Origin of the sequence: Kitasatospora sp. NPDC101183 (assembly GCF_044767945.1) — a bacterium.
Classification (GTDB): Bacteria; Actinomycetota; Actinomycetes; order Streptomycetales; family Streptomycetaceae; genus Kitasatospora.
The window spans coordinates 242,672-263,966 of sequence record NZ_JBIWOW010000006.1 but is presented as its reverse complement, the minus strand read 5'-3'; the positions used below and the strand labels follow the sequence as shown (position 1 = coordinate 263,966).

The window sequence follows — 21,295 nt, the reverse complement described above, 5'->3', positions numbered from 1 at the left end:
CGGGGGCGGGGGGGTGACGGGGAACGGCGGGGAGTCCTCTCAACAACCGGATGACACGCGGGTGTTCGGCCGGCGGAGCTCAGGGCGTGCGGGAGATGACCATGAGGTAGTCGCACGGCTCGTCCGTGCGGTTGGCGAAGCCGTGGTCGGCGTCGGCCTGGAAGTAGAGGCAGTCGCCGGCGTGGAGGGTCTCGGTGATGCCGCCGAGGGCGACGGTGAGGGTGCCCGTGACGACCACGACCTGCTTCTCCGTGCCCGGCGGGTAGGCGGGCAGCAGGCCGAGGGAGACGTGGGCGGGCAGGTGGTGGGCGATCAGCTCGCAGCGCCCGGCGCCCAGGGCGGCGGAGACGACGTGCCGTTCGAAGCCGGTCCGCGGGTCGCGGAAGACCGGCCGCTCCTGCTTGCGCAGGACGACGGCGACGGAGGAGGAGGGGGCAGTGCGGGGTGCGCCGATGAGGTCGGACAGGGGCGCGTCCAGGGCGTGGGCGATGCGGGAGGCGACGCCGATGGTCGGGCTCTTCTCGCCGCGCTCGACCTTGGAGAGCATCGCGCGGCTGACGGCCGAGCGCCGGGAGAGCTGTTCGAGCGTCAGGCCGGCCTCCTCGCGGCGGCGGCGCACGTTGACGCCGAAGGCGCCGGCCAGGTCGTCGCCGTTGTGCGGCTGCGCGCCTTCGTGCGCGTCGTGCGCGTCGTGCGCGTCGTGCTCGGTCACCGTGCTCCTCGGTCGGTCGGTCCTCCCCCGCCGTCCACAGTGTAGGGTTTCTTCTAAGGGAGATTCAGTCTTCTATTGAAGACATGACGGAGGGGTCCTGCCATGCGCCTGGTCTCAAGCGGCCGCCACCACGCCACGTTCGAGTTCGGCGGCCTGCGGGTCGTCTCGCTGCGCGACGGCTACATCGACATGCCGCCCACCCGGCTGCGCGACGTGCACGGCTGCGCGCTGGGCGAGCTGCCCGGCGCCGTACCGCTGGCCGGCGGGAACCTGCGGCTGTCCGTCAACGCCTTCCACGTCACCGACGGCACGCGTTCGCTCCTCGTCGACACCGGCGCCTCGAACGTGTGGCCCGACCCGACCATGGGCCTGCTGCACGAGGCGCTCGAGGAGGCGGGCGTCGACCGGGCGCACATCACCGACGTGGCGATCACCCACCGGCACGAGGACCACGTCTCGGGCCTGATCGCCCCCGACGGCACCGAGGCCTTCGCGAAGCTGGAGCGCGTGTGGATCGGCGCGGGCGACGCGGCGGTGGTCGCCGGGCGCCTGGAGCCGCTGCGCGGGCGCGTCGTGCCCGTGACGGAGCCGGTCGCGATCAACGCCTGGGCCACCGCCGTCCCCGCGCACGGCCACACCCCGGGCCACACCGTCTACGAGATCGCCGCGGGCGACGCCGGGCGCCTGATCGTCTGGGGCGACACCGTGCACGTGCCCACCCTGCAGTTCGAGCGGCCCGAGGTGTCCTGGGAGCTCGACGACGACCAGGCCCGCGCCCGCGCCGCCCGCGCCGGCCTGCTGGAGAAGCTGGCCCGCCCGCGCCACTACGTCGCCGGCGCCCACCTCGACTCCCCCGGCATCGCCCGCGTCACCCCCGCCGAAGGCGGCCGCGGCTACGCGCTGGAGTACCTCGCCCCGCCCGTCAACGGCTGAGCGCCGCACGGGCCTTGCGGCCCGGCGGGGGCGTACGGGCCGGGGCGGGCGGCGGCCGGCCTTCTCAACTCGCCCGGCCACGCGCGGGGTTCACCCGCGCGGCGTCAGCGGAGCCACCGGCGCCAGGCGCAGGAGCCGGGCCCGTCCCGGCGGGGGCGCGGCGTCGGCGGGACCGAACCAGAGGCGGACGTCCTCGCCCTCGTGCACGGGCAGGAGCGGGTAGTCGTTGGGGGCGTGCTCGGTGCGGTGCAGCGCGTGGGCGGGGGTGAGGTGGCGGGCGGCGTAGGCATCGAAGGCGGCCGGGTCGTCGGGGTGGCACAGGACGGCGGTGACCTCGGCGGTGCCGGGGGGCGGGGTGTAGCCGGGGCCGCGCAGGAGGTGGACGTCGTCGCTGTCGGCCATGGTGGCGTTGGCCGCGTCGCGGTGGGCGCGCCAGACAGGGCCGGTGTAGAAGGCCTCCAGGGCGCGGCGGCGGCGCGTCATGTCGGGGAAGGAGCGGATCCACACGAAGCGGTCGGGGTCGTCGAGGTCGTAGAAGCGTCCGCCGAGGGTGATGCCGGCGTCCTGCTGGCCGGTGACGAACTCGCGCTCGAAGAGGTCGACGAGGGTGTCGCGGGCGCCGGGGTGGAGGGTGTACCGGCGCAGCTCGACGACGGGTGCGGGATCGTTCACGCGGCGGGCGGCGGGCCCGTCCGGGCGCGGGGCGAGGCCCTGGGCGAGGGGGCGGCCGGCCGCGTGCCGGGTGCCGTGGAGGGGGTCGAAGTCGTCCATGCGCCGCAGGTTAGGGGCGCTCCACTGACATCCACTGTCAGTGGAGGGGGCGGATACTGGGCGCCATGCGCGCTAGCCGGCTGGTGTCCCTGCTCCTGCTGCTCCAGGACCGGGGGCGGATGAGCGCCCGGCAGCTGGCCGGGGAGCTGGAGGTGTCGGTGCGCACGGTGTACCGGGACGTGGAGGCGCTGGCGGCGGCGGGGGTGCCGCTGTACGGGCAGGCGGGGCACGCGGGCGGGTACCGGCTGGTGGACGGCTACCGCACCCGGCTGACCGGTCTGACGGCCGAGGAGGCGCGGGCGGCGTTCCTGGCGGCGCTGCCGGGAGCGGCCGAGCAGCTGGGCCTGGGGCCGGCGCTGGCGGCGGCCCGGCTCAAACTGCTGGCGGCGCTGCCGGCCGCCTCGCGCGAGCACGCGGCGCTGCTGCAGGAGCGGTTCCTGCTGGACGCGCCGGGCTGGTACGCGCCCGCGGACAGCGTGCCGCACCTGGGGGCGGTGGCGCGCGCGGTGTGGGGGCGGCGGGCGCTGGTGCTGCGCTACCGGCGCTGGCGCGCGCCGCAGGAGGTGGAGCGGCGGGTGGAGCCGTACGGGCTGGTGCTGAAGGCGGGGCGCTGGTACCTGGTGGCGGGCGGGGCGTCGGGGGTGCGGACGTACCGGGTCGACCAGGTCGTCGAACTGCGGGAGCTGGAGGAGGAGTTCGAGCCCGCGGAGGGGTTCGACCTGGGCGCGTACTGGGCGGAGCACGTGGCGGGGTTCCGGGCGCGGCTGCACACCGGGCACGCGCTGGTGCGGCTGAGCGCGGAGGGGGCGCGGCGCCTGGGGGTGGAGGCGGTGGCGGTGGGCGGGGACGGGTGGGGCCGGGCGCGGGTGCCGGTGGAGTCGCTGGAGCACGCGCACGGGGAGTTCCTGCGGCTGGGGGCCGAGGTGGAGGTGCTGGAGCCGGCGGAGCTGCGCGGGCGGCTGGCGCAGACGGCGCGGGCGCTGGCGCGGCTCTACGCGCAGCCCGGCGCGGACGGGGCGGGCTGCTCCTGAACTCCTGCCCGCCGAGCAGTGGTTGACGGTGCGTCAGAAGATCGGGGCGACGGCGGGGCGGGAAGGTGTTTGGCGCGGGGCCGGGGCGCTGCTACCTTTCCGCCAGGCCGTGCGAGAGAACGAGGAGGTGGTACCCGTGAACGCAGTATCGACATGGGTGCTCCCCTCCGGGGTCACGGTCGGGCGATAGGTCGTCGTCCGGGAGCGCCGTCTTCACGAGCACTCCCGAAAGGCACGACCGTGCACCTCGACTTCACCTCCGAGCAGCGTTTCGACGACGGCGTCCTCGAGCGCCGCTTCACCCTCAGCGGCATCCCCGGCATCCTGTGGACCCCCGACGCGGCCGGGCCGGCCCCGCTGATCCTGATCTGCCCTCCCCCGCTGGGGCTGGGCACCGTGTACCCGCGCCTGGCCGGGCGGGCCCGCCACTACGCGTCGCGGTACGGCTTCGCCTGCGCCACCATCGAGCTGCCCGGCAGCGGCGAACGCCCCCGCTGGGCCGAGGCCGACCGGGCCCGCGCCGACCTGCGCCGGGCGATGGAGGCGGGCGAGGCGGCGGGCCCCGGCCTCGTCGACGCCCTGATCCTGCCCCTGGTCGAGCGCTCCGTCCCCGAGTGGCGGGCCGCGCTCGACGCGCTCCTCGCGCTGGAGGGCATCGGCGGGCCCGCCGGGTACGAGGGGGGCGTCATCTCCATCGGCGTGCGGCTGGCCGCCGTCGAGCCGCGCATCGCGGCCGCCAACCTGTTCGCCGGCTCCCTCGTGCCCGCCTCGATCCTGGAGGAGGCCCGCAAGGTCGCGATCCCGCTGCACGTCCTGCTGCAGTGGGACGACGAGGGCAACCCCCGCCAGGCGTCCCTGGACCTGTTCGACGCCTTCGGCTCCCGGGAGAAGACCCTGCACGCCAACATGGGCGGGCACACGGGCGTGCCGGCGTACGAACTCGACGCCGGGGCGCGCTTCTTCGCCCGGCACCTGGGGTAGCACCCGCGGCGGGCCGCCGCCCGCGCGGGTTCGCGCGGGCGGCCGCCGCGGGGCCGTTCAGAGCCGTCAGAGCCAGCCGCGCTGGGCGGCCTTGATGCCGGCCTCGAAGCGGCTGCTGGCGCCGAGGCGCTCCATGATCGAGGACATGTGGCGGCTGACGGTGCGCGAGGAGATCCCCAGGCGCTGTCCGGCGGCGTCGTCGGTCAGGCCGGAGCCGAGCAGGCGCAGCAGTTCGCGTTCGGTGGCGGTGAGTCCGGTGTGCGGGTCGTCGGGGCGGGTGGCGCCGAGGGGGACGGCGGTGTTCCAGGCCTGTTCGAACAGGTCGGTCAGGGCGGCGAGGATGCCGGGTTCGGTGACGTGCAGGGCGCCCTTGCGGTTGTCCGCGGGGTCGATGGGGACGAGGGCCTCCCGGCGGTCGATGATGACCATGCGGGGCGGGATGGTGGCCGCGGTGCGGACCTCGCCGCCGTGGCTGAGCAGCCAGTGGGCGTAGACGGCGGCGTGCGCCTGGTGGCGGGTGGAGTCCTGGTAGAGGGTGCGCATGGCGATGCCGCGGGTGAGGGCCTCGGCGTCGGTGGGCCGGGCGGCGTCGAGGTCCTCGGGCCGCTGGTTGCCGGGCTGGCTGGCGAGGGCCTCGGCGGTGGCGCCGTGGCCCATCCGCTCCAGGCGGGCCTGGATGGCGTCCATGCCGAGCAGGCGCTCGCCGTGGCCGGCGCGGTGCTCGGCGCGGTCGGCGACCATGCGGGTGACGGCCGCCCGTGACGCGGCCAACTGCGCCTGCCGGGCGGTGAGTTCGGCTTCCTGGGCGGCGAGCATGTCGGCCAGGCCGATGTCGGGGCTGACCGCGCGCAGCTCGCCGGGGCGCTCGGCGGAGGCCCGTACGAGGGTGAGTCGGCCCAGTTCGTCGAGGTGGTCGTGCACCTGGACGGGGCTCAGCCCGCAGTGTGCGGCGATCTCGTCCACGCCGTGGGCGGGGTGGTCGAGCATCGCCCGGTACACGGCGGTGGCCCCGGCCGTCAGGCCCAGTACTTCCAGCATGTCGCGCCCCCCGGCACTCGTCGGCCGCCCCCCGGTCGAACGGCCCGGCGCATCCAAACAGAGGTACGACGGCCCGCTCAAGGCCGGAAAGATGATCTTTGTCGGCGAGTGGGGCGGTTTGGGCCGGTGCGGCCCGCGATTCCTGCCACGCGGAGAGCACAACGCGGTACGCAAAGCCGAAGATTTTGACATGCCCGCGCCATGATGTCCGGAGCCCGCCAGGCGACTTGGCGCCAGCGGAAAGGCCTTCCGGCCGCGTCGCCGGGCGGCGAGAGTAGTGATCGCCGCCAGGGAGGCCCGACAGGGACAGCCCAGGGGCGGCAGCCGGACGGAGCGTCAACCGCGGGACGCCCCGAACGAATCGGCACACCTCTCCCGTCAATCCCAGAACCCCAGAAGGGCCCCGCCATGATCCGCACCCGTATCGCCCAGGCCGCCGCGGTCGCCGCCGTCTCGCTCACCGTCCTCCTGGCCGTCCCGGCCGCCGCCACCGCCGCCGGCACCACCCCGGCCACCGCCACCACGACCACCACCACCGCCACCGGTTCCGACAGCTTCAGCTGGGGCGGCTGAGCCCGGGGTGGACATCGTCCACGCCAGCCTGCGCCGCCGCCCCGGCGGGACGGCGGAGGCCAACGAGGCGGCCCAGGCCGTGGACGCCCTGTGGGCGCACGCCGAGCCCGGCGACGGACTCCAGCACGCCTACGCCGAGCCCGCCGACGACCGGATCGATCTCCTGCTCTACCTGCTCGGCCGCGACCCGTCCGACCGGCCCGACCGGCCCGACGCCGTTCGCCGCGCGTACGGCCTGATCGCCCGCAGCCACCGCTCCTCGCCGGCGCTCCACCGCGGCTACCTGCCCCCGCGGCCCCCGCAGGCCAAGGACCGCACCGCCGGCTGACCGCGGCACCCGTCCCACCGGCCGCACCCGCCGGGTGAGTCCTTCCGTCCCCGCACCTCCACGCCGTACGGCCCCGCGCCGCCGTCGACCGCTGCTCCTGCAGGGCAGCCGTCCGTCCCGGGCGTGCCCCCGAACCTCCGGCCCGCATCGCGCGGCCGATCGCACCGAATCCGCCTTCCTTCCCGCCATTGAGGAGTACCGCCATGTCCAGCATCACCCGCAAGCTCGCCAAGACCGGTACGGCCGCCCTCGTCGCCGCCACCGCCATGACCGGTCTGACCGTCCTGCCCGCCCACGCCGACGCCTCCGGCATCGCCGCCACCGCCATCGCCGAGGCCAACAACGGGCCCTGCGCCCACGGCGGGTACGTCCCCGGCGACGGTTCGAGCAACTCGTGCGGCTCCGGCGGCAGTTCGGCCGAGGCGTGGTGCGCGGACTTCGCCGGATGGGTGTGGGCCCGCAACGGCGTGGCACACCTGGGGGACCTCAGCCCGAGCGCCGCGAGCTTCTTCGACTACGGGCGCCGCTACGGCACGCTGCACAACACCCCGCAGGTCGGTGACGCCGTCGTCTTCAACTACAACTACGGCACCGACCGTGCCGACCACGTCGCGCTGGTCGTCGCGGTCGGAGGCGGCCGCGTCACCTTCGTCGGCGGAAACGAGGGCCACAGCTCCGGCTACCGCTCCGGGATCGTCCAGCGGGACACCCCGCCGCAGTGGGGAGTTGGCCAGGCCCCGTTCGGCCAGACCATCAGCGGCTACATCTCCCCGGTCTTCAACAACACCCCGGCGGCCAACCCGAACCCGTCCACGCTGCCCACCGGCACCCTGGTGAAGTCGCCCAACGGCCCCGGCGTCAAGGTGATCATCTCGGGCTCCGGCGTCCCGATCGCCGGCTCGGACGTCGCACCCGACGGCTACGACCTGAGCAAGATCGTCCAGGTGGACGACGCGGCCTTCAACGCCCTGCCGACCTCGCCCCCCACCGGCACGGTGGTGCACGACATGGCCGGCGGCGCGGCCCGCTACGTGGTGGTCAACGGTGTCGCGCTGCCGATCTCCGGGGCGGACTGGACCTCGGGCGGCTACGGCACCCGCCAGGACATGGGCGTTCCGAGCAGCTGGCTGCAGGGCGCGGTCCAGGGCACGCTGCCCTCGGGCTGGGTGGTCATGGACCAGTCCGGCGCCGACCCGAGCCGCTACGTGATGGTCAACGGCTCCGCCCTGCCGATCTCGGGCACCGAGTGGACGGCCGACCACTACGACCAGCGGATGCTGATGGGCGTCCCCGGCGACTGGCTGCGCGCCGCGGCGGCCAGGCCGCTGCCCAACGGCACCGTCGTGATGGACCAGAACGGCACCGACCCGAGCCGCTACGTGACCGCCGGCGGCGCCGCGGCGGCCATCGCGGGCTCCGAGTGGTCCGCCGAGGGCTACAGCAACCAGCCGGCGGTGGGTGTGCCGGGCGCCTGGCTGGGGCGTGCGGCCGCCGCCACCCCGGCCGAGGGCACCCTGATCAAGGGACAGGCCGGCACCGACCCGAGCGTCTACGTGGTGGTCAGGAACACCGCGCTGCCGCTGACCAACGCCGAGTTCAGCGGCCCCTACGCCGGGCGCGACATCGTCGCCGTCCCCGAGACCTGGGAGGGCAAGCTGACGGCCCGCCCGCTGGCCAACGGCACCGTCGTCAAGAACGTCTCGGGCGCCGACCCTTCGGTGTACGTGATGGCGGGCGGCATGGCCGTCGCGCTGAGCGGCGCCGACTACACGGGCCTCGGGTACGACAAGCGGCCGCTGGTCGGCGTCCCCGGTACCTGGGAGGCCTCGGCCGCCGGGAAGGCCGCGCCGAGCGACGGCACACTGCTGCTCTCGCCCGACAGCAGCACCGTCTGGCAGGTCGTCGGCGGAGGCAACAAGAAGGCCCTGGCCGCAAGCGACTTCGGGCCCGGCAAGCTCGACCTGAACGACGTGGTCAGCGTCCCGACCGCCCTCACCACGAAGCTGCCGACCGTCACCCAGTAACCCGCGACACCTGCCCGGGGGGCAGCCCGGCCCTCGCCGGCCGGGCTGCCCCCGGGGCGCGGCACACGCCGCCGACCCTCACGCGCCAGACACCTCATCAGCCCACTGTGTTCCGGGGGGAACCACCCATGACCGCTGTCACCCGCAAGAAGTCCGCTCTCGCCCTCGCCGCCGCGCTGCTCGCCCTGGCCGCCCCGCTCACGCTCTCCGGCCAGGCCTCGGCCGCCTCGGTGTCGTCCTGGGACAAGGTCGCGCAGTGCGAGAGCGGAGGGGACTGGTCGATCGTCTCGAGGGGCAGCATCCCCTACTACGGCGGCCTCCAGTTCGACCAGAGCACGTGGCTCGCCTACGGCGGCAGCCAGTACGCGCAGTACGCGAACCGGGCCACCAAGCAGCAGCAGATCCTGATCGCCGAGAAGGTCCTCGCCAAGCAGGGGCCCGGCGCCTGGCCGAACTGCCACGGGCCGCTGGTGGGCGACCACGCCGACCCGTACCCGGCCACGACCTCCTACCCGGACCCGGCCTCGCTGGCCGGCGGCACGCTGGTGAAGTCGCCGAACGGGCCGTCCGTGAAGGTGATGATCGGCGGTGCGGGCGTACCCGTGGCCGGCTCGGACATCGCACCCGACGGCTACGACCTGGGCAGGATCGTGCTGGTGGACGACGCGGCGTTCAACTCGCTGCCGACCACGCCGCCGGCGGGCACGGTGGTCCACGACATGGCCGGCGGCGCGGCCCGCTACGTGGTGGTGGCCGGCGCGGCGCTGCCGGTCTCGGGGGCGGACTGGACCTCGGGCGGCTACAACTCCCGCCCCGACATGGGCGTTCCGACCGCCTGGCTGCAGAACGCGGCGGCGAGCGGACTGCCGACCGGCCTGGTGGTGATGGACCAGTCCGGCGCCGACGCGAGCCGCTACGTGGTGATCAACGGCTCCGCCCTGCCGATCTCGGGCACCGAGTGGACCGCCAACGGCTACGACCAGCGGATGCTGATGGGCGTCCCCGGCGACTGGCTGCGCGCCGCGGCGGCCAGGCCGCTGCCCAACGGCACCGTCGTGATGGACCAGAACGGCACCGACCCGAGCCGCTACGTGATGGTCAACGGCTCCGCCCTGCCGATCTCGGGCACCGAGTGGACCGCCAACGGCTACGCGAACGCCAGCCTGATGGGCGTGCCCGGCCGCTGGCTCGCCGGCGCGGTCGCCAGGCAGCTGGCCAACGGCACCGTCGTCAAGAACGTCTCGGGCACCGACCCTTCGGTGTACGTGATGGCGGGCGGCATGGCCGTCCAGCTGAGCGGCGCCGACTACACGGGCCTCGGGTACGACAAGCGGCCGCTGGTCGGCGTCCCCGGTACCTGGGAGGCGTCGGCCGCCGGTAAGGCCGCGCCGAGCGACGGCACGCTGCTGCTCTCGCCCGACAGCAGCACCGTCTGGCAGGTCGTCGGCGGAGGCAACAAGAAGGCCCTGGCCGCAAGCGACTTCGGGCCCGGCAAGCTCGACCTGAACGACGTCGTCAGCGTCCCGACCGCCCTCACCACGAAGCTGCCGACCACGACCCGGTGACGACCTGCCGCACGCCGCCCCGCCCCGCCTCACCGAGGCGGGGCGGGGCGGCGCACGCGCGCCCGGGCTCCTGCCGCCCGGGCTCCCGCCCACACATACTTAACCAATCGCTTGACTGTTGGGCGGCGCTCCCCCCATAGTCGAGTCCATGCCCACCCAACAGGCGGACCTGGACCGGGTCTTCCAGGCGCTGGCGGACGCCACCCGCAGGGACATGGTCCAGCGGCTGGTCGCGGCGCCGGCCACGGTCAGCGCCCTCGCCCGGCCCTACCCCATGTCGCTGCCCGCCGTGATGCAGCACCTCCAGGTGCTGGAGGACTGCGGGCTGGTGCGCTCGGAGAAGACCGGCCGCGTGCGCACCTGCCGGATCGAGCCCGCCGCGCTGCGCGCGGCCGAGCAGTGGCTCGCCGCCCGGCGCACCGCCTGGGAGGAGGGCCTGGACCGGCTCGGCCGCCACCTGGCCGCCGGCCCTGCCGACAACCCCGATGGCCCTGCCGACAACCCCGATGGCCCCAAAGGTTCCACCGGTTCCACCGGTTCCTGACACGGGAGAAGGACATGACGGACCGCCAGAGCGCACACGCCACCTTCCACCTCGAACGCCGCTACCCCTGCCCGCCCGGGCGCGTGTTCGCCGCCTGGGCCGACCCCCGCGCCAAGGCCGACTGGTTCTCCGGCGCCGGCGCCGTCCACGAACTGGACTTCCGCACCGGCGGACGCGAGGTCAACCGGGCCCGCCGCGCCGACGGCGCGGAACTGGTCTTCGAGTCCTGGTACCGCGACATCGTCGCGGACCGGCGCCTCGTCTACACCTCCACCCTCACCGCCGCCGGCGCCCTCGCGACGGTGTCGCTGACCACGGTGGAGTTCCACCCCGACGGCGACGGCACCCTCCTGACCCTGACCGAACAGGGCGTCTACCTCGACGGCGGCGAGCAGCCCGCCTGGCGCGAACAGGGCACCGGCGCCTGGCTCGACGCACTGGGCGCCCACCTCCGGCGGACAGCGGACGCGACGGCGGGGCGGGCGGCATGACGATCCGCCGGCTGCTCGCCCAGATGACCGTCACCGACCTGGACGCGGCGAGCGCCTGGTACACCGCGCTCCTCGGACGCGGGCCCGACGCCCGGCCGATGGACGGCCTGGCCGAATGGCACCTCCACGACGCCTTCGACCTCCAGGTCTGGGCCGACCCCGCCCGCGCCGGGCACTCGACCGCCGTCCTGGCCGAGTCCGACCTCGATGAACGCCTCGCCCACCTCGCACACGCGGGCATCCGCCACGACGGGCCCCTGGACACGCCCGCCTCCCGCGTCCTGCCCGTCACCGACCCGGACGGCAACCGCGTCGTCTTCACCGGCCGCTGACCCCCGGAGGCCCGGGGGCGGACACGGGGGCGACGCGGCCGGGCGGCCGCCCGGCTCAGCCCGCCGGCGGCACGCCGATGAGCGTGCGGCCGTCGTGGGCGCGGACGCGCGGGAGCGCGTCGCCGCGGAGGGCGTCGAGCAGGCGCACGGCGTAGACCTTGCCCATCCGCTCGCCGACCTCCTGCGGGGTGAGCCACGCGACGGCCGTGGACTCCTCCGACAGCCGCTCGCCGCCGCCCTCGGGGCGGCAGCGGAAGACCAGGGCGACGACGCCGCGTGCGGTGTTCCTGTAGACCCCGGTGAGCCGTTCCACCGAGACCTCGATCCCCGTCCCCTCGTACACCTCGCGGCGCACGCCGTCCTCGAGCGTCTCCGCGAGCTCCAGCACCCCGCCGGGCGGCTCCCAGGCGCCGTTGTCGGCCCGCCGGATCGCCAGAAGGCGGCCGTCCCCGCGCACCACCGCCCCGGCCACGGACACGGAGTGGAGGGGCGTCGGGGCCTGCCGCGGGGGCCTGGTGCTCATCACCGGAGCATAGGAGGCCCCGTCAGGTTCACGGGCCGGCGGGGCGGTTCCCCGCCCCGCCGGGCGCGCCGTTCAGGCCACGAGCAGGCGCAGGCCCAGATCCGCCGCGCCGAGGCCGGCGAGGGCGCTGTTGCGCTCGGCCCACCGGCCGGAGCCGAGGTCGGCGCCCAGGCTGCGTACCGCCCGCTGCTCGGCCTCGGGCCCGACCTTCGTCCACACCGACACCGCGCGGCGCACGCGCTCCTCCAGGTACGCCTCCGGGCGGCGCCAGTACGCCTCGAACAGGCCGTCGGCGCAGTCCCACGGGACGGGCACCGGCTCGGCGCGGGCGCCGATCGCGCCGGCCATCGCGGCGAGCGGGGGGAAGTCCGCGAGGACGGAGGCGAACTCGGGCAGGTAGTCGCGGGTGAGCCAGAACCGGTCCTGCCAGCCGGGCTCGTCGGTGTCGAAGGTGAGCACCACCACCCGGCGGGCCACGCGCCGCATCTCGCGCAGCCCCGCCAGCGGGTCCCCCCAGTGGTGGACGGTGGAGACGGCCATCGCGACGTCGAAGGCCCCGTCCCGAAACGGCAGGCTCTCCGCGGCGGCGGCCACGCACGGCGCGGCGCCGGCGGGCCGCTGCGCCCGCATCACCGCCGACGGCTCCACCGCGGTCACCTCGCGGTCGGCGGGCTCGTAGGAGCCGGTGCCGGCCCCGACGTTGAGCACGGTACGGGCGTCCCCGAGCGCCTCCCGGATCTGCGCGGCGATCCGCGGATCGGTGCGCCGTGTCGCGGGGTAGGCGCCGCCGATCGTGTCGTACAGCCGCGCGCCGAGCATCCCCAGCTGCTCCTCCGGTGTCACCTTCACTCCCTTCGCCCGTGCCGCGAGTTCCCTGTCGATGGCCGCCACCACGGCGTCGGCGCGGTCGCGCCGCTCCAGCACCAGGGCGCGCAGCCGGCGCAGGTGCGCGACCGTGTCGGTGGCCGGGTCACCGACCAGTTCGGCGACCTCCCGCAGTCCGAAGCCCAGCCGCCGGTAGGCCAGCACCTCCCGCAGCCGCTCCACATCCCCTGCTGAGTACGCCCGGTACCCGGCGGCGGTGCGCGCCGACGGCCTCACGAGCCCGACCTGGTCGTAGTGGTGCAGCGTGCGGACGCTCACCCCGGCCAGTTCGGCCACGTGTCCCACGGTCCAGTGATCTTCCACGGCACCGACTATGGGGCCTGACGCCGCGTGAGGGTCAAGCCCCGGCGCCGGGGGCGGGCGGCGTGCGGCGTGCGGACAGGCGCGCGGGGCTCAGGAGGCCGGCGGTGGGGGGTCAGGTGAGGAGCCTGCTGTCGAATCCGTCGGCCAGGAGCCGCTGGTAGGCGTCACGGACGGTCTCCGGAACTTCCTGGGCGACGGCGAACCCGAGCCCCGGGTACTCGATGACCCGTTGGAGGTCGCCCACGAGGCTGTCGATCACGAGGCTGTCGTCGCCGATCGTCTTGGCGTAGTCGTCGAGTTCCATCGGGGCGGAGGCGCACACCGCCTCGACGTGCGGCCACACCTTGCGGCACGTGGCGTACGCGCGGCGTTCCATGTACGGGGTGGTCACGAGCAGCACCGAGCGTGCCTGGACGCCGGCGGCCTCGAGGACCTCCCGGGAGAAGCGGATGTTCTCCCCCGTGTTGCGGGCGGCCGGTTCCTGGAGGACCGCGTGGGCGGGCACGCCGAGTGCGAGGGCGTGTTCGGTGAAGTGCGCGGCCTCGCCGCGGGGGAAGCGCTCGGGCCTGGAGGGGTTGGGCCCGCCGGTGAAGACGATCCGCTGGACCAGGCCGTCCAGGTACAGCGCGGCCGCCTCGGCGGCGACCCCGAGGTCGTGGCAGCCCAGGCCGATCGCCACGTCGCACGGGCGCCGCCGGTGCCCCATCCGGTGGTACTCCCAGATCAGCGCGGCGTCCGCCCACTGCCGGTCGGTGGTCCCGCGCTGCCGAGTGCCTGCCACGTCGTTCTCCCGCTCACTGGAGGCACGGTGCCCGCTGGAAGCCGGCCCGGATGCCCTGGATGCTCCTTTGTTGGTGGGTCATACCGTACGTGGCGGCCATCGCCTCGGCCCGGTCCAGCAGGGCGAGCCCCTCCGCCGCGCTCGCGCGGTCGCTCAGCAGGATGTGCCCGTGGGCGGTGGTCAGCCGCACGTCCTGCATCGGCGCCGGGCCGGTCGCGTTCGAGCGGGCGACCTCGATCTGCCGTGCCGCCTGCGCGAGGGCGAGCTTCTGGTGCGCCGTCGCCCAGTCCTCCACCTCCCCCAGGTCCTCGAACACCCCGATCGCCGCCTGCGTGATGCCGATGGCCTGGCCGTGCCGCCCCTGCTTGTCCAGCGCGGTGCCGACCCAAAGGGCCGCCCTCGCGCGGTCCCGCGGGCTGATGCGGGCGTCGCCGGCAAGCTCCGAGTACCGGGACGCCGCCGCGTCGAGCCTGCCCGACATCTCCGTGACCACCGCCAGCGACAGGTCCAGCTGCGCGATCCGCCGCGGGATGTCCAGGCGGGTGAACAACGTGTGCGCCTGGGCGTACGACGCCGAGGCCGACAACGGGCCGAGCAGCACGCCCTGGTCGCGGCGCAGGTCGCCCACGAGCGAGCTCGAACGGGCCAGGAGGTAGAGGCCCCGCTCGTCGAGTTCGCGCACGGTCCAGCGCGAGCGCCAGCGTTCCAGCAGGCTCCCGGCGAAGACGAAGTCCTGCCGGGACGCGGCAAGGACCGCCCGTTCGATGTCCTCCGTCCACGACTCGTACTCCCACGCGCGGGGTCCCGCCTGCAGTTGCGCGTGCACCGGGGCCCCGGTCTGCTGCGCCACGAGGGCCTCGAACCGTATCCGGGCCCCGGGGTCGCACTGGCGCAGCACGGTGTCGAAGATCGCCTGCGTGTCCGGCCGGGGCCGGGTTCCCGCCCCCAGCCGCTCCCAGTTCGTCACCGCCCGCACCGACATGCCCAGGAGTGCGGCGAAGTCCCGTACGGACTTGCGACACGCCACCCGCAGAGCCTTCGCCTCGAGCCCGGTCCACACGATCACCGCTGTCATCGCCACCTCCTGCTCCGGAAGTCATGGAAGCATCACGGGCGGTGACGGTGCGTCGGAACTGCCACGGAACTGCCACGGCGTGCGATTCCGTGGCGGCCCGGGTTCGGGCAGCCTCGAGGCAGACGACCTCAGCGACCGAAAGGAAGCGGATGCTGACCGAGCAACTGCCCGTCCCGCAGCCCGTGGTGGTCGGGCTCCTGCGTGAAGCCGTCGCCGCGGGGCCGGCCCGCCAGCGGGCTCTGACCGGGGTCCTCGGCGACTTCTGCCGGTGGCGGGAGCTTCGCCTGACCGAGGTGATCACCGACGACGGCACCGGGCCCGACGCCCTCCTCGCGCGCGTCGCGGAGCATGCCCACCTGTACGCCGTGGTCCTGCCGACGATCGCGCACCTTGGCAGCCGTGCCGACGCCGACCGTCGGCTCAGGTGCCTGGCCGACGCCGGCATACGGCTTCTCGTCGCGCGGGGTCGGTGTGCCGAGCGCCGTCGAAGCGGCCGAGACTTCGGCACCCTCCAGGATCCTCTGTCCGGCACCGAGCGAGTGAGGCACCCCATGGAACCGATTTCGCGAACCGTCATGGTGAGGTTCCCGGCCGACCGGGCGGGTGTCGGGTCCGTGCGCCGCTGGGCGCGGCGGGCGGCTTTGCCTGAACTCGGCCTGGACGCGGAGGAGTTGGACGACATCGCGGGTGACGTGCTGGTCGTGCTGTCCGAGCTGGCGACCAACGCGGTCGTTCACGGCTGCGGCGGGAACGGACGGGCGGGCGTGGCGTTGAGTGCCGCGCTGAGGCTGACCGGGGACGGCAGTTCGCTGCGGGTGTGCGTCAGTGATCCCGGGGCGGGGCTGCCGGTGGTGCGGGCGGCGGACGGGGAGGCGGTCGGCGGGCGGGGGCTGGCGCTGGTTCTCGCGCTGGCGGACCGGTTCGGGGTGGACCCCCTGGCCGGGGGCGGGAAGTCGGTGTGGGCGGAGTTCGACCTTCCCGTGCCCGCCCTGGCGGTCGCGCGCGCCCCGGGCGGCCCGGCGGGCGGTGCCGGGGCCGCCGCAGGGGCCGGTGGCGCTGGAACGAATACCGGCGGCGGCCTGACCCGGACTCCACAACGCCCGCCCGGCGAGGGCGGGTTGCGGCCAGGGCACGGCAGCCGCCGCTCCGACACGGCGCCGCGCCCACCGCACCACCGGACCGGCACCAGGTCCGGTGAACTCCGGTGGCCCGTTGGCGAATTGGGCCGCCTTGAGGGGGCCCGGCCTCCCCTGGGGCCGGGCCCCGAACTCGGGAGGGGGTGCGCACCGTGGGCGACAAGGACAAGGGCGGGCGATTCCATTCAGCTGATCGCGAGCGGCACAGGATCCAGGCCCAGCTTCCCCCTGCATGAGGCGACGCCCCTGGCGACCCAGGCTGTCACGGCACCGCGATCTGCCGCGATCGCGTGAAGCTCACGTGCCTTCTCCTGGACTTCGACCATCCACGGGGCCAGCGGGTCGTCTCGAAGGACTCGCTCGAAGTGATCGCGGGCCGTGTCCGGATCACCGACCAGGGCGGCCGCGATCCCGGCGTCGAAGCCCTCCCCGAGAAATCCCCGGCGCACCGGCCTGGACGTCAGGTATCGGGCGACGTCCGGCAGAGCCGGGAACTTCTCCCTCAGCGCGGTCACGCTCGCAGCCGCCTGACGGCTGAGTTCGAGTGCCAGCGGCGTGAACCGGTCCTCGGTGCGGAACAGTTCCGAGCCGACCTGGACTGCGTCCACGTGGAAGGCCAGGTGGTCCACGTCGTGCCACAACCACATCGCACCGACGTGCAGACCGCTGCCGGCAGTACGCGGCGGGGTGAACTCCACAACTCCCAGCCACCACCCGTGATCATCGACCCACAGCCGCGACCGCCCACGCCGGGCCAGGCCGAGCGGCTTCAGGGACTCCCGCGCCGCCGAGGTGATGATCCGAGGAACCGGACTGCGATCTGCCATGACCGGCATTGTCGACCGTCCTACCGACACCCCCGTCGGTACTGAGCATCACCAGCCCACAGGAGTTGGACCGGATCCCGAGAACCGGTTCTGGCTCAACTTCCGTGGCCCGCGCACGGTGAGTGACGATCGAGTGGTGCGGTCGGCGGCGGAACGTTGCCTGAAAATCGCCAGCGGCCGGGCCGAGGTGGCCGACGGTGCGGGACCGTGGACGATTTGGTGCCCCGCCTGGAGGGGCTGCTATTTCCGTCGATCGCGGGTGTCGCTGTGCTGTCGGTCGACGTGGACATCGAGTCAGTGAACGTGATGGCCCAAGCTTCGGCGGCGGGGCACAGTTACCCGGGTTGCGGGGAATGGTCGACCCGGATGCACAGCTCCTACCTTCGGTTTCCCGTCGACGGGCCGGTCGGGGGCAGGCGGGTCCGGTTGAGCCTGCGGGTGCGGCGGTTCGTTTGCGGCAACTCTTCGTGCGGGCGGCGGACGTTCGTCGAGCAGATTGAAGGGCTGACCCGGCGCCACGGCCGCTGGACCGAGCAGCTGCGGTCGACTCTCGCCGCGGTCGGCCTGGCGATGGCCGGACGAGCCGGGGCCCGACTGGCTGAGGTGTTCGGGGTCTCGGTGAGCCGGAGCACGGTGCTGCGGATGGTCGAGGAACTTCCTGATCCGGAGCCGCCGAGCCCGTGGATGGTGGGCGTCGACGAGTACGCGACGCGCAAGGGCCGCGCCTACGGGACGGTGCTGGTCGACGCCGAGACCCGCAGGCCCGTGAACCTGCTGCCCGACCGGGAGGCATCGAGCTTGGCGGCCTGGCTGGCCCAGCGGCTGGGCGTCGAGGCGGTGTGCCGTGACCGCGCACCGTTCTTCGCCGAGGGCGCCACAGCCCGAGCACCGCAGGCCGTCCAAGTCGCGGACCGCTGGCACCTGTGGCACAACCTCAGCGAGGCGGCCGAGCGGGCCGTCGCCCGCCATCGACAGTGCCTCCGCGCCGTAACTCCAGCTCCGAGTTCGGCCGTTACCACCGAACCGGTACTCCAGGAGGAAAACGCGGACCAGCCGTGGCCGACGGGCTTCCGGTTCGCCGATCGCACCCGGGCCCGGCACGCCGCAGTGCACGCCCTGCTGGCCGCGGGCCACAGCTGGCGCGCTGTCCAACGGCAGCTCGGCATGACCTACCGCACGGTCAAGGCGCTGGCCGACGTCGTGGCCCCGGAGGATCTCTTCCAGGGCCAATGGCAGAACCGGCCGTCTGTCCTCGACGACTACAAACCCTACCTCGATGACCGCTGGAGCGAGGGCTGCACCAACGCCTGGAAACTCTGGGAGGAGATCGTCCCTCTCGGCTACAAGGGCAGCTACCAACGCGTCCGGGCCTACATCCGGCTCAAACGCACCTTGCCGCAACCGGTGACCGCACCGCCGCCATCGCCCCGCACCGTCGCCAGCTGGATCCTCCGGCGGCCCACGGCACTGTCCGAGACCGAGCAGATCCAGCTCAAGACCGTCCTGACACACTGCCCCGAGCTCGACGCCCTGACCCGGCACGTCCGCTCCTTCGCCGTCATGCTCACCGAGCGCCAGGGCGAGCGGCTCCCGGAATGGCTCGAAGCGGTCCGCCAGGACGACCTGCCCAGCCTCCACACCCTCGCCGCCGGCATCGACCGCGACCGGGACGCCGTGATCGCCGGCCTTACCCTGCCCTGGAACTCCGGCGTCGTCGAAGGTCATGTCAACCGGATCAAGATACTCAAGCGCCAGATGTTCGGCCGCGCAGGCTTCCAACTCCTCCGCAAACGCGTCCTACTAGCGTGACAGAGCGTTGCTGTATCGGGAACGCCGAGGCCAGCAGTGATCCGGGATCACGGAGTGTCGGCGCACAGCGTCAAGTGACGCAGCGTCGTGTATGCGAGGTAGCCATGCCATGTGTCCATCGTGGGAACCTGGCGGGCGAACTGCATGTAGGAGGTGTTCCCGTCCAGCACTCCCCACAGCACTTCGCCATCCTCGCCTCTGGCTCGCTGGGCGGCGCGGGAGCAGGCCATCAGGGCGGCGCCGACCGCCGGGCGGGACGGGCCGTGGGAATCGGCAGGCCAGTCGATGGGCCGTACCACCTCCGATCCCAGCCAGGCGGCCAGGACGTTCGCCACAGTGCTCCACAGCTTGAACGGGCGCAGTAGGTGTGGGGTCTGGGCTATTCCATCCGGTTTGGCACCGTTCAGGCCCAGGAGTTCAACGAGAGGGCGCTCGAATAGAGCACGGGCGTCCCGGTCGAGGTTATCGGTGCTGTTGGTTGCGTGAACCAGGTTGAAGACCGGGTTCAGAGCCCCGAAATCGCCACGCAGAGTGCCTGGTCGGGCCCGGTGGGGAAGGGCATCCCCTGTGAAGCGGCCCGCGAGCTCGGCTGCAGCCGACCCATTGCCCGAGGACTGGCTGCCCTCCCGCTCCAAGAGCAAGACGTGCGCCGGCCCCAAACCGTAGAACACCTCGCTCAGCTGCCGATCGATCCGGCCTCCGGCCTGGGTGTCCGCGTCGAGGATGAGCTGGTGCTCCTGGCTCAGGATCAGCTCTCGGAAACCGCGCAGCTTGTAGCCCCGGTCGCGCGTCCAGAGAGAGATGAGCCGAGTGAGGTGCTGGGCCACGCCGTCCGGCTTGACTATGAGAAGGGCGAAGCGGTCCGGTTCAAGCAAGGAGGACTCCTGTGCGAGCACGATCTCACGGGGCGCTCCGACTGTACCCGGAGCCCAGACCAAGCCAGTTCGTTACTCTGAGTGGCCATTTCACAGAAGTTGAGCCAGAACCACAACTCGCGATCAAAGCCATGACCCGTTCAAGAACCCGGCGACGGAGTTCGGCCGCCGGTGCGCTCCGCCAGCGCGGAGGTGACCCGTCGGCTCAGGCAAGACTGCCGGCTATCGACCGGGACGCCGTCATCGCAGGACTCACCCTCCCCTGGAACTCCGACGTCGTCGAAGGCCACGTCAACCGGATCAAGATGCTCAAGCGTCAGATGTTCGGCCGCGCTGGTTTCTCGCTCCTGCGGAAACGGGTCCTGCTGGCCTCATAACGGCCTTGTCGGTGGCCGCTGCGATGATCGCCGCACAACGGCGTGAGGAGATCATCATGGGAACCTGGGGCATCGGCCCGTTCGAGAACGACATGGCAGCAGACTTCGCCGACGCGCTGGACGAAGCCGCCGAGGACGAGCGCGAGACCCTGGTTCGCACGACGCTGATCCGCACCATCCAGACCCGGGACTACCTTGAAAGTCCCGAGGGAGCTGAGGTCGTGGCCGCCGCCACTCTCATCGCCGCGCAGTGCCCGGGCGGTGAACCAGTCAGCACAAGTTACGGCCCCGATGAAGCCCTTCCGATCTTCGCCATCGATCTTCGGTCGCTCGCTGCCGAGGCGCTCGACCGCGTGGTTGCTGCGGAGTCCGAGCTTGCCGACCTCTGGGACGAAACAGTGGACGGCCCGAAGTGGCGGCAGGCCATCAGCCGCATCCGCGCCGTCCTCGCACCCGAGCCTGAGCCCCAGGAAGACCGACTCTTCGATCTCTAACCAAATAACCCACTGTTACCGGTCACGGAAGTTGAGCCAGAACCCGAGAACCGACAGCAGATGTCCACCGCTTCGGAAGGCGGCCGAAGGCCACGCTGCGATCGAACGGTGGCGTCCTTCGGGTTCCGGGAACGTGGTCGTGCAGCCGTCACCGGCCGTCAGGGGGTGGAGCTGGATCGCATGGCAGAGCGCAGTCCCCGCCCTGAGATGATCTTCGCGGGGATCAGCCGGAGCCACGTCCACTGCGCCGCCGTGGGCGAGAGCCAGGCGATGGGTACGGACAGCCCGAAGACGATGATGGTGGCGGCCAGATCCCGGAGCACGGCGCGCCCGAGGGTGTCGCTGATGGGTTCGGCTTGAAGGTGCTCCCGGCGCCAGAGCATCGCGGCGATGGCCAGGTGGAGGGCGACGATGACGACGATGACCGTCGCGTACAGGGAGACCGCGGCCGGTTCGTCGGGGTAGTCGGCCAGAAGCGCGGTGGGGAACGGCAGCAGCGCGACCGCCCCGAGCGAAGCCATCGTCAGTCGCAGGAGGGAGGTGTCCAGTCGGCGTACGAGAAGGAAGAGCCTGCGGTGGTCGCGCCAGAATGCGGCCAGGACGTAGAAGCTCAGCCCGTAGGCGGCGACCTGCGGTCCCAGATTGCCCATCGCGTCCCGGAACGCCTTCTCGTCCAGGCCTTCGGGGACTTTCACGTCCAGGACGAGGAGCGTCATGGCGATCGCGTAGATCCCGTCCGACAGCGCGAGCAGCCGGTCAGGGCTTCCCGAAGCAGTGACGTCATGCTTCTGCACTGCCATGGGGCACCTACCTGCTCGAATCAGGACCAACCGCAAAAAAGTACCTACTGCACGGTGGATCGGTGCCGCGCCGGGCCGCAACGACCT

At 73.2% G+C, this 21,295-nt stretch carries 24 protein-coding genes; 13 read left to right on the top strand and 11 right to left on the bottom strand.

Annotated features, from left to right (window positions below; all coding sequences use genetic code 11):
- Positions 1-79 precede the first annotated feature (79 nt).
- Positions 80-712, bottom strand: a complete 633-nt coding sequence (locus ACIRRS_RS10490; protein WP_402967661.1) for a helix-turn-helix domain-containing protein — start codon at positions 710-712, stop codon at positions 80-82.
- 102 nt (positions 713-814) lie between these two features.
- Here ACIRRS_RS10490 and ACIRRS_RS10485 point away from each other — a divergent pair, with 102 nt between their 5' ends.
- Positions 815-1,645 (top strand): MBL fold metallo-hydrolase, encoded by an 831-nt coding sequence (locus tag ACIRRS_RS10485; RefSeq protein WP_402967658.1) that lies wholly within the window; start codon positions 815-817, stop codon positions 1,643-1,645.
- A gap of 90 nt (positions 1,646-1,735) precedes the next feature.
- Here ACIRRS_RS10485 and ACIRRS_RS10480 read toward each other — a convergent pair whose 3' ends face one another.
- On the bottom strand, positions 1,736-2,416 hold the full coding sequence (locus ACIRRS_RS10480) for an NIPSNAP family protein (RefSeq protein ID WP_402967655.1): 681 nt from the start codon (positions 2,414-2,416) through the stop codon (positions 1,736-1,738).
- Positions 2,417-2,481: 65 nt separating this feature from the next.
- Here ACIRRS_RS10480 and ACIRRS_RS10475 point away from each other — a divergent pair, with 65 nt between their 5' ends.
- Together ACIRRS_RS10475 and ACIRRS_RS10470 are read left to right on the top strand one after the other, a co-directional pair.
- Complete coding sequence (locus ACIRRS_RS10475) at positions 2,482-3,447, top strand: helix-turn-helix transcriptional regulator (protein ID WP_402967652.1); 966 nt, start codon at positions 2,482-2,484, stop codon at positions 3,445-3,447.
- Between the two features lie 240 nt (positions 3,448-3,687).
- Complete coding sequence (locus ACIRRS_RS10470) at positions 3,688-4,428, top strand: alpha/beta hydrolase (RefSeq protein WP_402967650.1); 741 nt, start codon at positions 3,688-3,690, stop codon at positions 4,426-4,428.
- 66 nt (positions 4,429-4,494) lie between these two features.
- Here ACIRRS_RS10470 and ACIRRS_RS10465 read toward each other — a convergent pair whose 3' ends face one another.
- Positions 4,495-5,466 (bottom strand): LuxR C-terminal-related transcriptional regulator, encoded by a 972-nt coding sequence (locus ACIRRS_RS10465; RefSeq protein ID WP_402967647.1) that lies wholly within the window; start codon positions 5,464-5,466, stop codon positions 4,495-4,497.
- Positions 5,467-5,874: 408 nt separating this feature from the next.
- On the opposite strand from ACIRRS_RS10465, the gene ACIRRS_RS10460 reads away from it, so the two are divergent.
- The 7 genes from ACIRRS_RS10460 to ACIRRS_RS10430 all read left to right on the top strand — a co-directional run bounded on the left by ACIRRS_RS10460 (position 5,875) and on the right by ACIRRS_RS10430 (position 11,323).
- Positions 5,875-6,039: a hypothetical protein gene (locus tag ACIRRS_RS10460; RefSeq protein WP_402967645.1), complete on the top strand. Its 165-nt coding sequence runs from the start codon at positions 5,875-5,877 to the stop codon at positions 6,037-6,039.
- A gap of 7 nt (positions 6,040-6,046) precedes the next feature.
- Positions 6,047-6,367, top strand: a complete 321-nt coding sequence (locus tag ACIRRS_RS10455) for a hypothetical protein (RefSeq protein ID WP_402967642.1) — start codon at positions 6,047-6,049, stop codon at positions 6,365-6,367.
- A 203-nt stretch (positions 6,368-6,570) separates the two neighbouring features.
- A complete protein-coding gene (locus ACIRRS_RS10450; protein ID WP_402967639.1) occupies positions 6,571-8,391 on the top strand; it encodes a CHAP domain-containing protein in 1,821 nt (606 codons plus the stop codon).
- A 128-nt stretch (positions 8,392-8,519) separates the two neighbouring features.
- Entirely contained in the window at positions 8,520-9,956 is a 1,437-nt protein-coding gene (locus ACIRRS_RS10445) for a transglycosylase family protein (RefSeq protein ID WP_402967637.1), read from the top strand.
- Positions 9,957-10,104: 148 nt separating this feature from the next.
- Positions 10,105-10,500 carry an ArsR/SmtB family transcription factor gene (locus ACIRRS_RS10440; protein ID WP_402967634.1) on the top strand — a complete coding sequence of 132 codons (396 nt, stop codon included), beginning with the start codon at positions 10,105-10,107 and terminating at the stop codon, positions 10,498-10,500.
- 14 nt (positions 10,501-10,514) lie between these two features.
- A complete protein-coding gene (locus ACIRRS_RS10435; protein WP_402967631.1) occupies positions 10,515-10,991 on the top strand; it encodes an SRPBCC family protein in 477 nt (158 codons plus the stop codon).
- Entirely contained in the window at positions 10,988-11,323 is a 336-nt protein-coding gene (locus tag ACIRRS_RS10430; RefSeq protein WP_402967628.1) for a VOC family protein, read from the top strand. Before ACIRRS_RS10435 ends, ACIRRS_RS10430 begins: the two co-directional genes overlap by 4 nt.
- A gap of 55 nt (positions 11,324-11,378) precedes the next feature.
- Here the strand turns inward: ACIRRS_RS10430 and ACIRRS_RS10425 are convergent, their stop codons facing one another.
- The 5 genes from ACIRRS_RS10425 to ACIRRS_RS10405 form a co-directional block, all read right to left on the bottom strand.
- Positions 11,379-11,846, bottom strand: coding sequence for an NUDIX domain-containing protein (locus ACIRRS_RS10425; RefSeq protein WP_402967626.1), 468 nt, complete (start codon positions 11,844-11,846; stop codon positions 11,379-11,381).
- A 72-nt stretch (positions 11,847-11,918) separates the two neighbouring features.
- Complete coding sequence (locus tag ACIRRS_RS10420) at positions 11,919-13,016, bottom strand: MerR family transcriptional regulator (RefSeq protein ID WP_402967970.1); 1,098 nt, start codon at positions 13,014-13,016, stop codon at positions 11,919-11,921.
- 130 nt (positions 13,017-13,146) lie between these two features.
- Complete coding sequence (locus ACIRRS_RS10415; RefSeq protein ID WP_402967967.1) at positions 13,147-13,740, bottom strand: YdcF family protein; 594 nt, start codon at positions 13,738-13,740, stop codon at positions 13,147-13,149.
- Between the two features lie 88 nt (positions 13,741-13,828).
- A complete protein-coding gene (locus ACIRRS_RS10410) occupies positions 13,829-14,890 on the bottom strand; it encodes a hypothetical protein (protein ID WP_402967623.1) in 1,062 nt (353 codons plus the stop codon).
- A gap of 128 nt (positions 14,891-15,018) precedes the next feature.
- A complete protein-coding gene (locus tag ACIRRS_RS10405; protein WP_402967976.1) occupies positions 15,019-15,627 on the bottom strand; it encodes a hypothetical protein in 609 nt (202 codons plus the stop codon).
- On the opposite strand from ACIRRS_RS10405, the gene ACIRRS_RS10400 reads away from it, so the two are divergent.
- Positions 15,532-16,320: an ATP-binding protein gene (locus ACIRRS_RS10400; RefSeq protein WP_402967964.1), complete on the top strand. Its 789-nt coding sequence runs from the start codon at positions 15,532-15,534 to the stop codon at positions 16,318-16,320. The two genes, ACIRRS_RS10405 and ACIRRS_RS10400, sit on opposite strands and share 96 nt — an antisense overlap.
- Here the strand turns inward: ACIRRS_RS10400 and ACIRRS_RS10395 are convergent.
- Positions 16,212-16,853 (bottom strand): hypothetical protein, encoded by a 642-nt coding sequence (locus ACIRRS_RS10395; RefSeq protein WP_402967621.1) that lies wholly within the window; start codon positions 16,851-16,853, stop codon positions 16,212-16,214. The two genes, ACIRRS_RS10400 and ACIRRS_RS10395, sit on opposite strands and share 109 nt — an antisense overlap.
- 207 nt (positions 16,854-17,060) lie before the next feature.
- Between ACIRRS_RS10395 and ACIRRS_RS10390 the strand changes: the two genes are divergently transcribed.
- Entirely contained in the window at positions 17,061-18,662 is a 1,602-nt protein-coding gene (locus tag ACIRRS_RS10390; protein WP_402967619.1) for an ISL3 family transposase, read from the top strand.
- A gap of 47 nt (positions 18,663-18,709) precedes the next feature.
- Here the strand turns inward: ACIRRS_RS10390 and ACIRRS_RS10385 are convergent, their stop codons facing one another.
- Positions 18,710-19,537, bottom strand: a complete 828-nt coding sequence (locus ACIRRS_RS10385; RefSeq protein WP_402967618.1) for a nucleoside-diphosphate kinase — start codon at positions 19,535-19,537, stop codon at positions 18,710-18,712.
- Between the two features lie 388 nt (positions 19,538-19,925).
- Between ACIRRS_RS10385 and ACIRRS_RS10380 the strand changes: the two genes are divergently transcribed.
- Positions 19,926-20,408: a DUF4259 domain-containing protein gene (locus ACIRRS_RS10380; protein WP_402967961.1), complete on the top strand. Its 483-nt coding sequence runs from the start codon at positions 19,926-19,928 to the stop codon at positions 20,406-20,408.
- 158 nt (positions 20,409-20,566) lie between these two features.
- Here ACIRRS_RS10380 and ACIRRS_RS10375 read toward each other — a convergent pair whose 3' ends face one another.
- A complete protein-coding gene (locus tag ACIRRS_RS10375) occupies positions 20,567-21,208 on the bottom strand; it encodes a TMEM175 family protein (RefSeq protein WP_402967615.1) in 642 nt (213 codons plus the stop codon).
- Positions 21,209-21,295: the final 87 nt, after the last annotated feature.

Bases quoted from the DNA above. Each gene is read 5' to 3' on its own strand.
- ACIRRS_RS10450 (WP_402967639.1), top strand. From the start codon at position 6,571: ATGTCCAGCATCACCCGCAAGCTCGCCAAGACCGGTACGGCCGCCCTC.
- ACIRRS_RS10475 (WP_402967652.1), top strand. From the start codon at position 2,482: ATGCGCGCTAGCCGGCTGGTGTCCCTGCTCCTGCTGCTCCAGGACCGG.
- ACIRRS_RS10425 (WP_402967626.1), bottom strand. From the start codon at position 11,846: ATGAGCACCAGGCCCCCGCGGCAGGCCCCGACGCCCCTCCACTCCGTG.
- ACIRRS_RS10415 (WP_402967967.1), bottom strand. From the start codon at position 13,740: ATGGGGCACCGGCGGCGCCCGTGCGACGTGGCGATCGGCCTGGGCTGC.
- ACIRRS_RS10375 (WP_402967615.1), bottom strand. From the start codon at position 21,208: ATGGCAGTGCAGAAGCATGACGTCACTGCTTCGGGAAGCCCTGACCGG.
- ACIRRS_RS10480 (WP_402967655.1), bottom strand. From the start codon at position 2,416: ATGGACGACTTCGACCCCCTCCACGGCACCCGGCACGCGGCCGGCCGC.
- ACIRRS_RS10410 (WP_402967623.1), bottom strand. From the start codon at position 14,890: ATGACAGCGGTGATCGTGTGGACCGGGCTCGAGGCGAAGGCTCTGCGG.
- ACIRRS_RS10485 (WP_402967658.1), top strand. From the start codon at position 815: ATGCGCCTGGTCTCAAGCGGCCGCCACCACGCCACGTTCGAGTTCGGC.
- ACIRRS_RS10430 (WP_402967628.1), top strand. From the start codon at position 10,988: ATGACGATCCGCCGGCTGCTCGCCCAGATGACCGTCACCGACCTGGAC.
- ACIRRS_RS10460 (WP_402967645.1), top strand. From the start codon at position 5,875: ATGATCCGCACCCGTATCGCCCAGGCCGCCGCGGTCGCCGCCGTCTCG.
- ACIRRS_RS10435 (WP_402967631.1), top strand. From the start codon at position 10,515: ATGACGGACCGCCAGAGCGCACACGCCACCTTCCACCTCGAACGCCGC.
- ACIRRS_RS10465 (WP_402967647.1), bottom strand. From the start codon at position 5,466: ATGCTGGAAGTACTGGGCCTGACGGCCGGGGCCACCGCCGTGTACCGG.
- ACIRRS_RS10445 (WP_402967637.1), top strand. From the start codon at position 8,520: ATGACCGCTGTCACCCGCAAGAAGTCCGCTCTCGCCCTCGCCGCCGCG.
- ACIRRS_RS10395 (WP_402967621.1), bottom strand. From the start codon at position 16,853: ATGGCAGATCGCAGTCCGGTTCCTCGGATCATCACCTCGGCGGCGCGG.
- ACIRRS_RS10440 (WP_402967634.1), top strand. From the start codon at position 10,105: ATGCCCACCCAACAGGCGGACCTGGACCGGGTCTTCCAGGCGCTGGCG.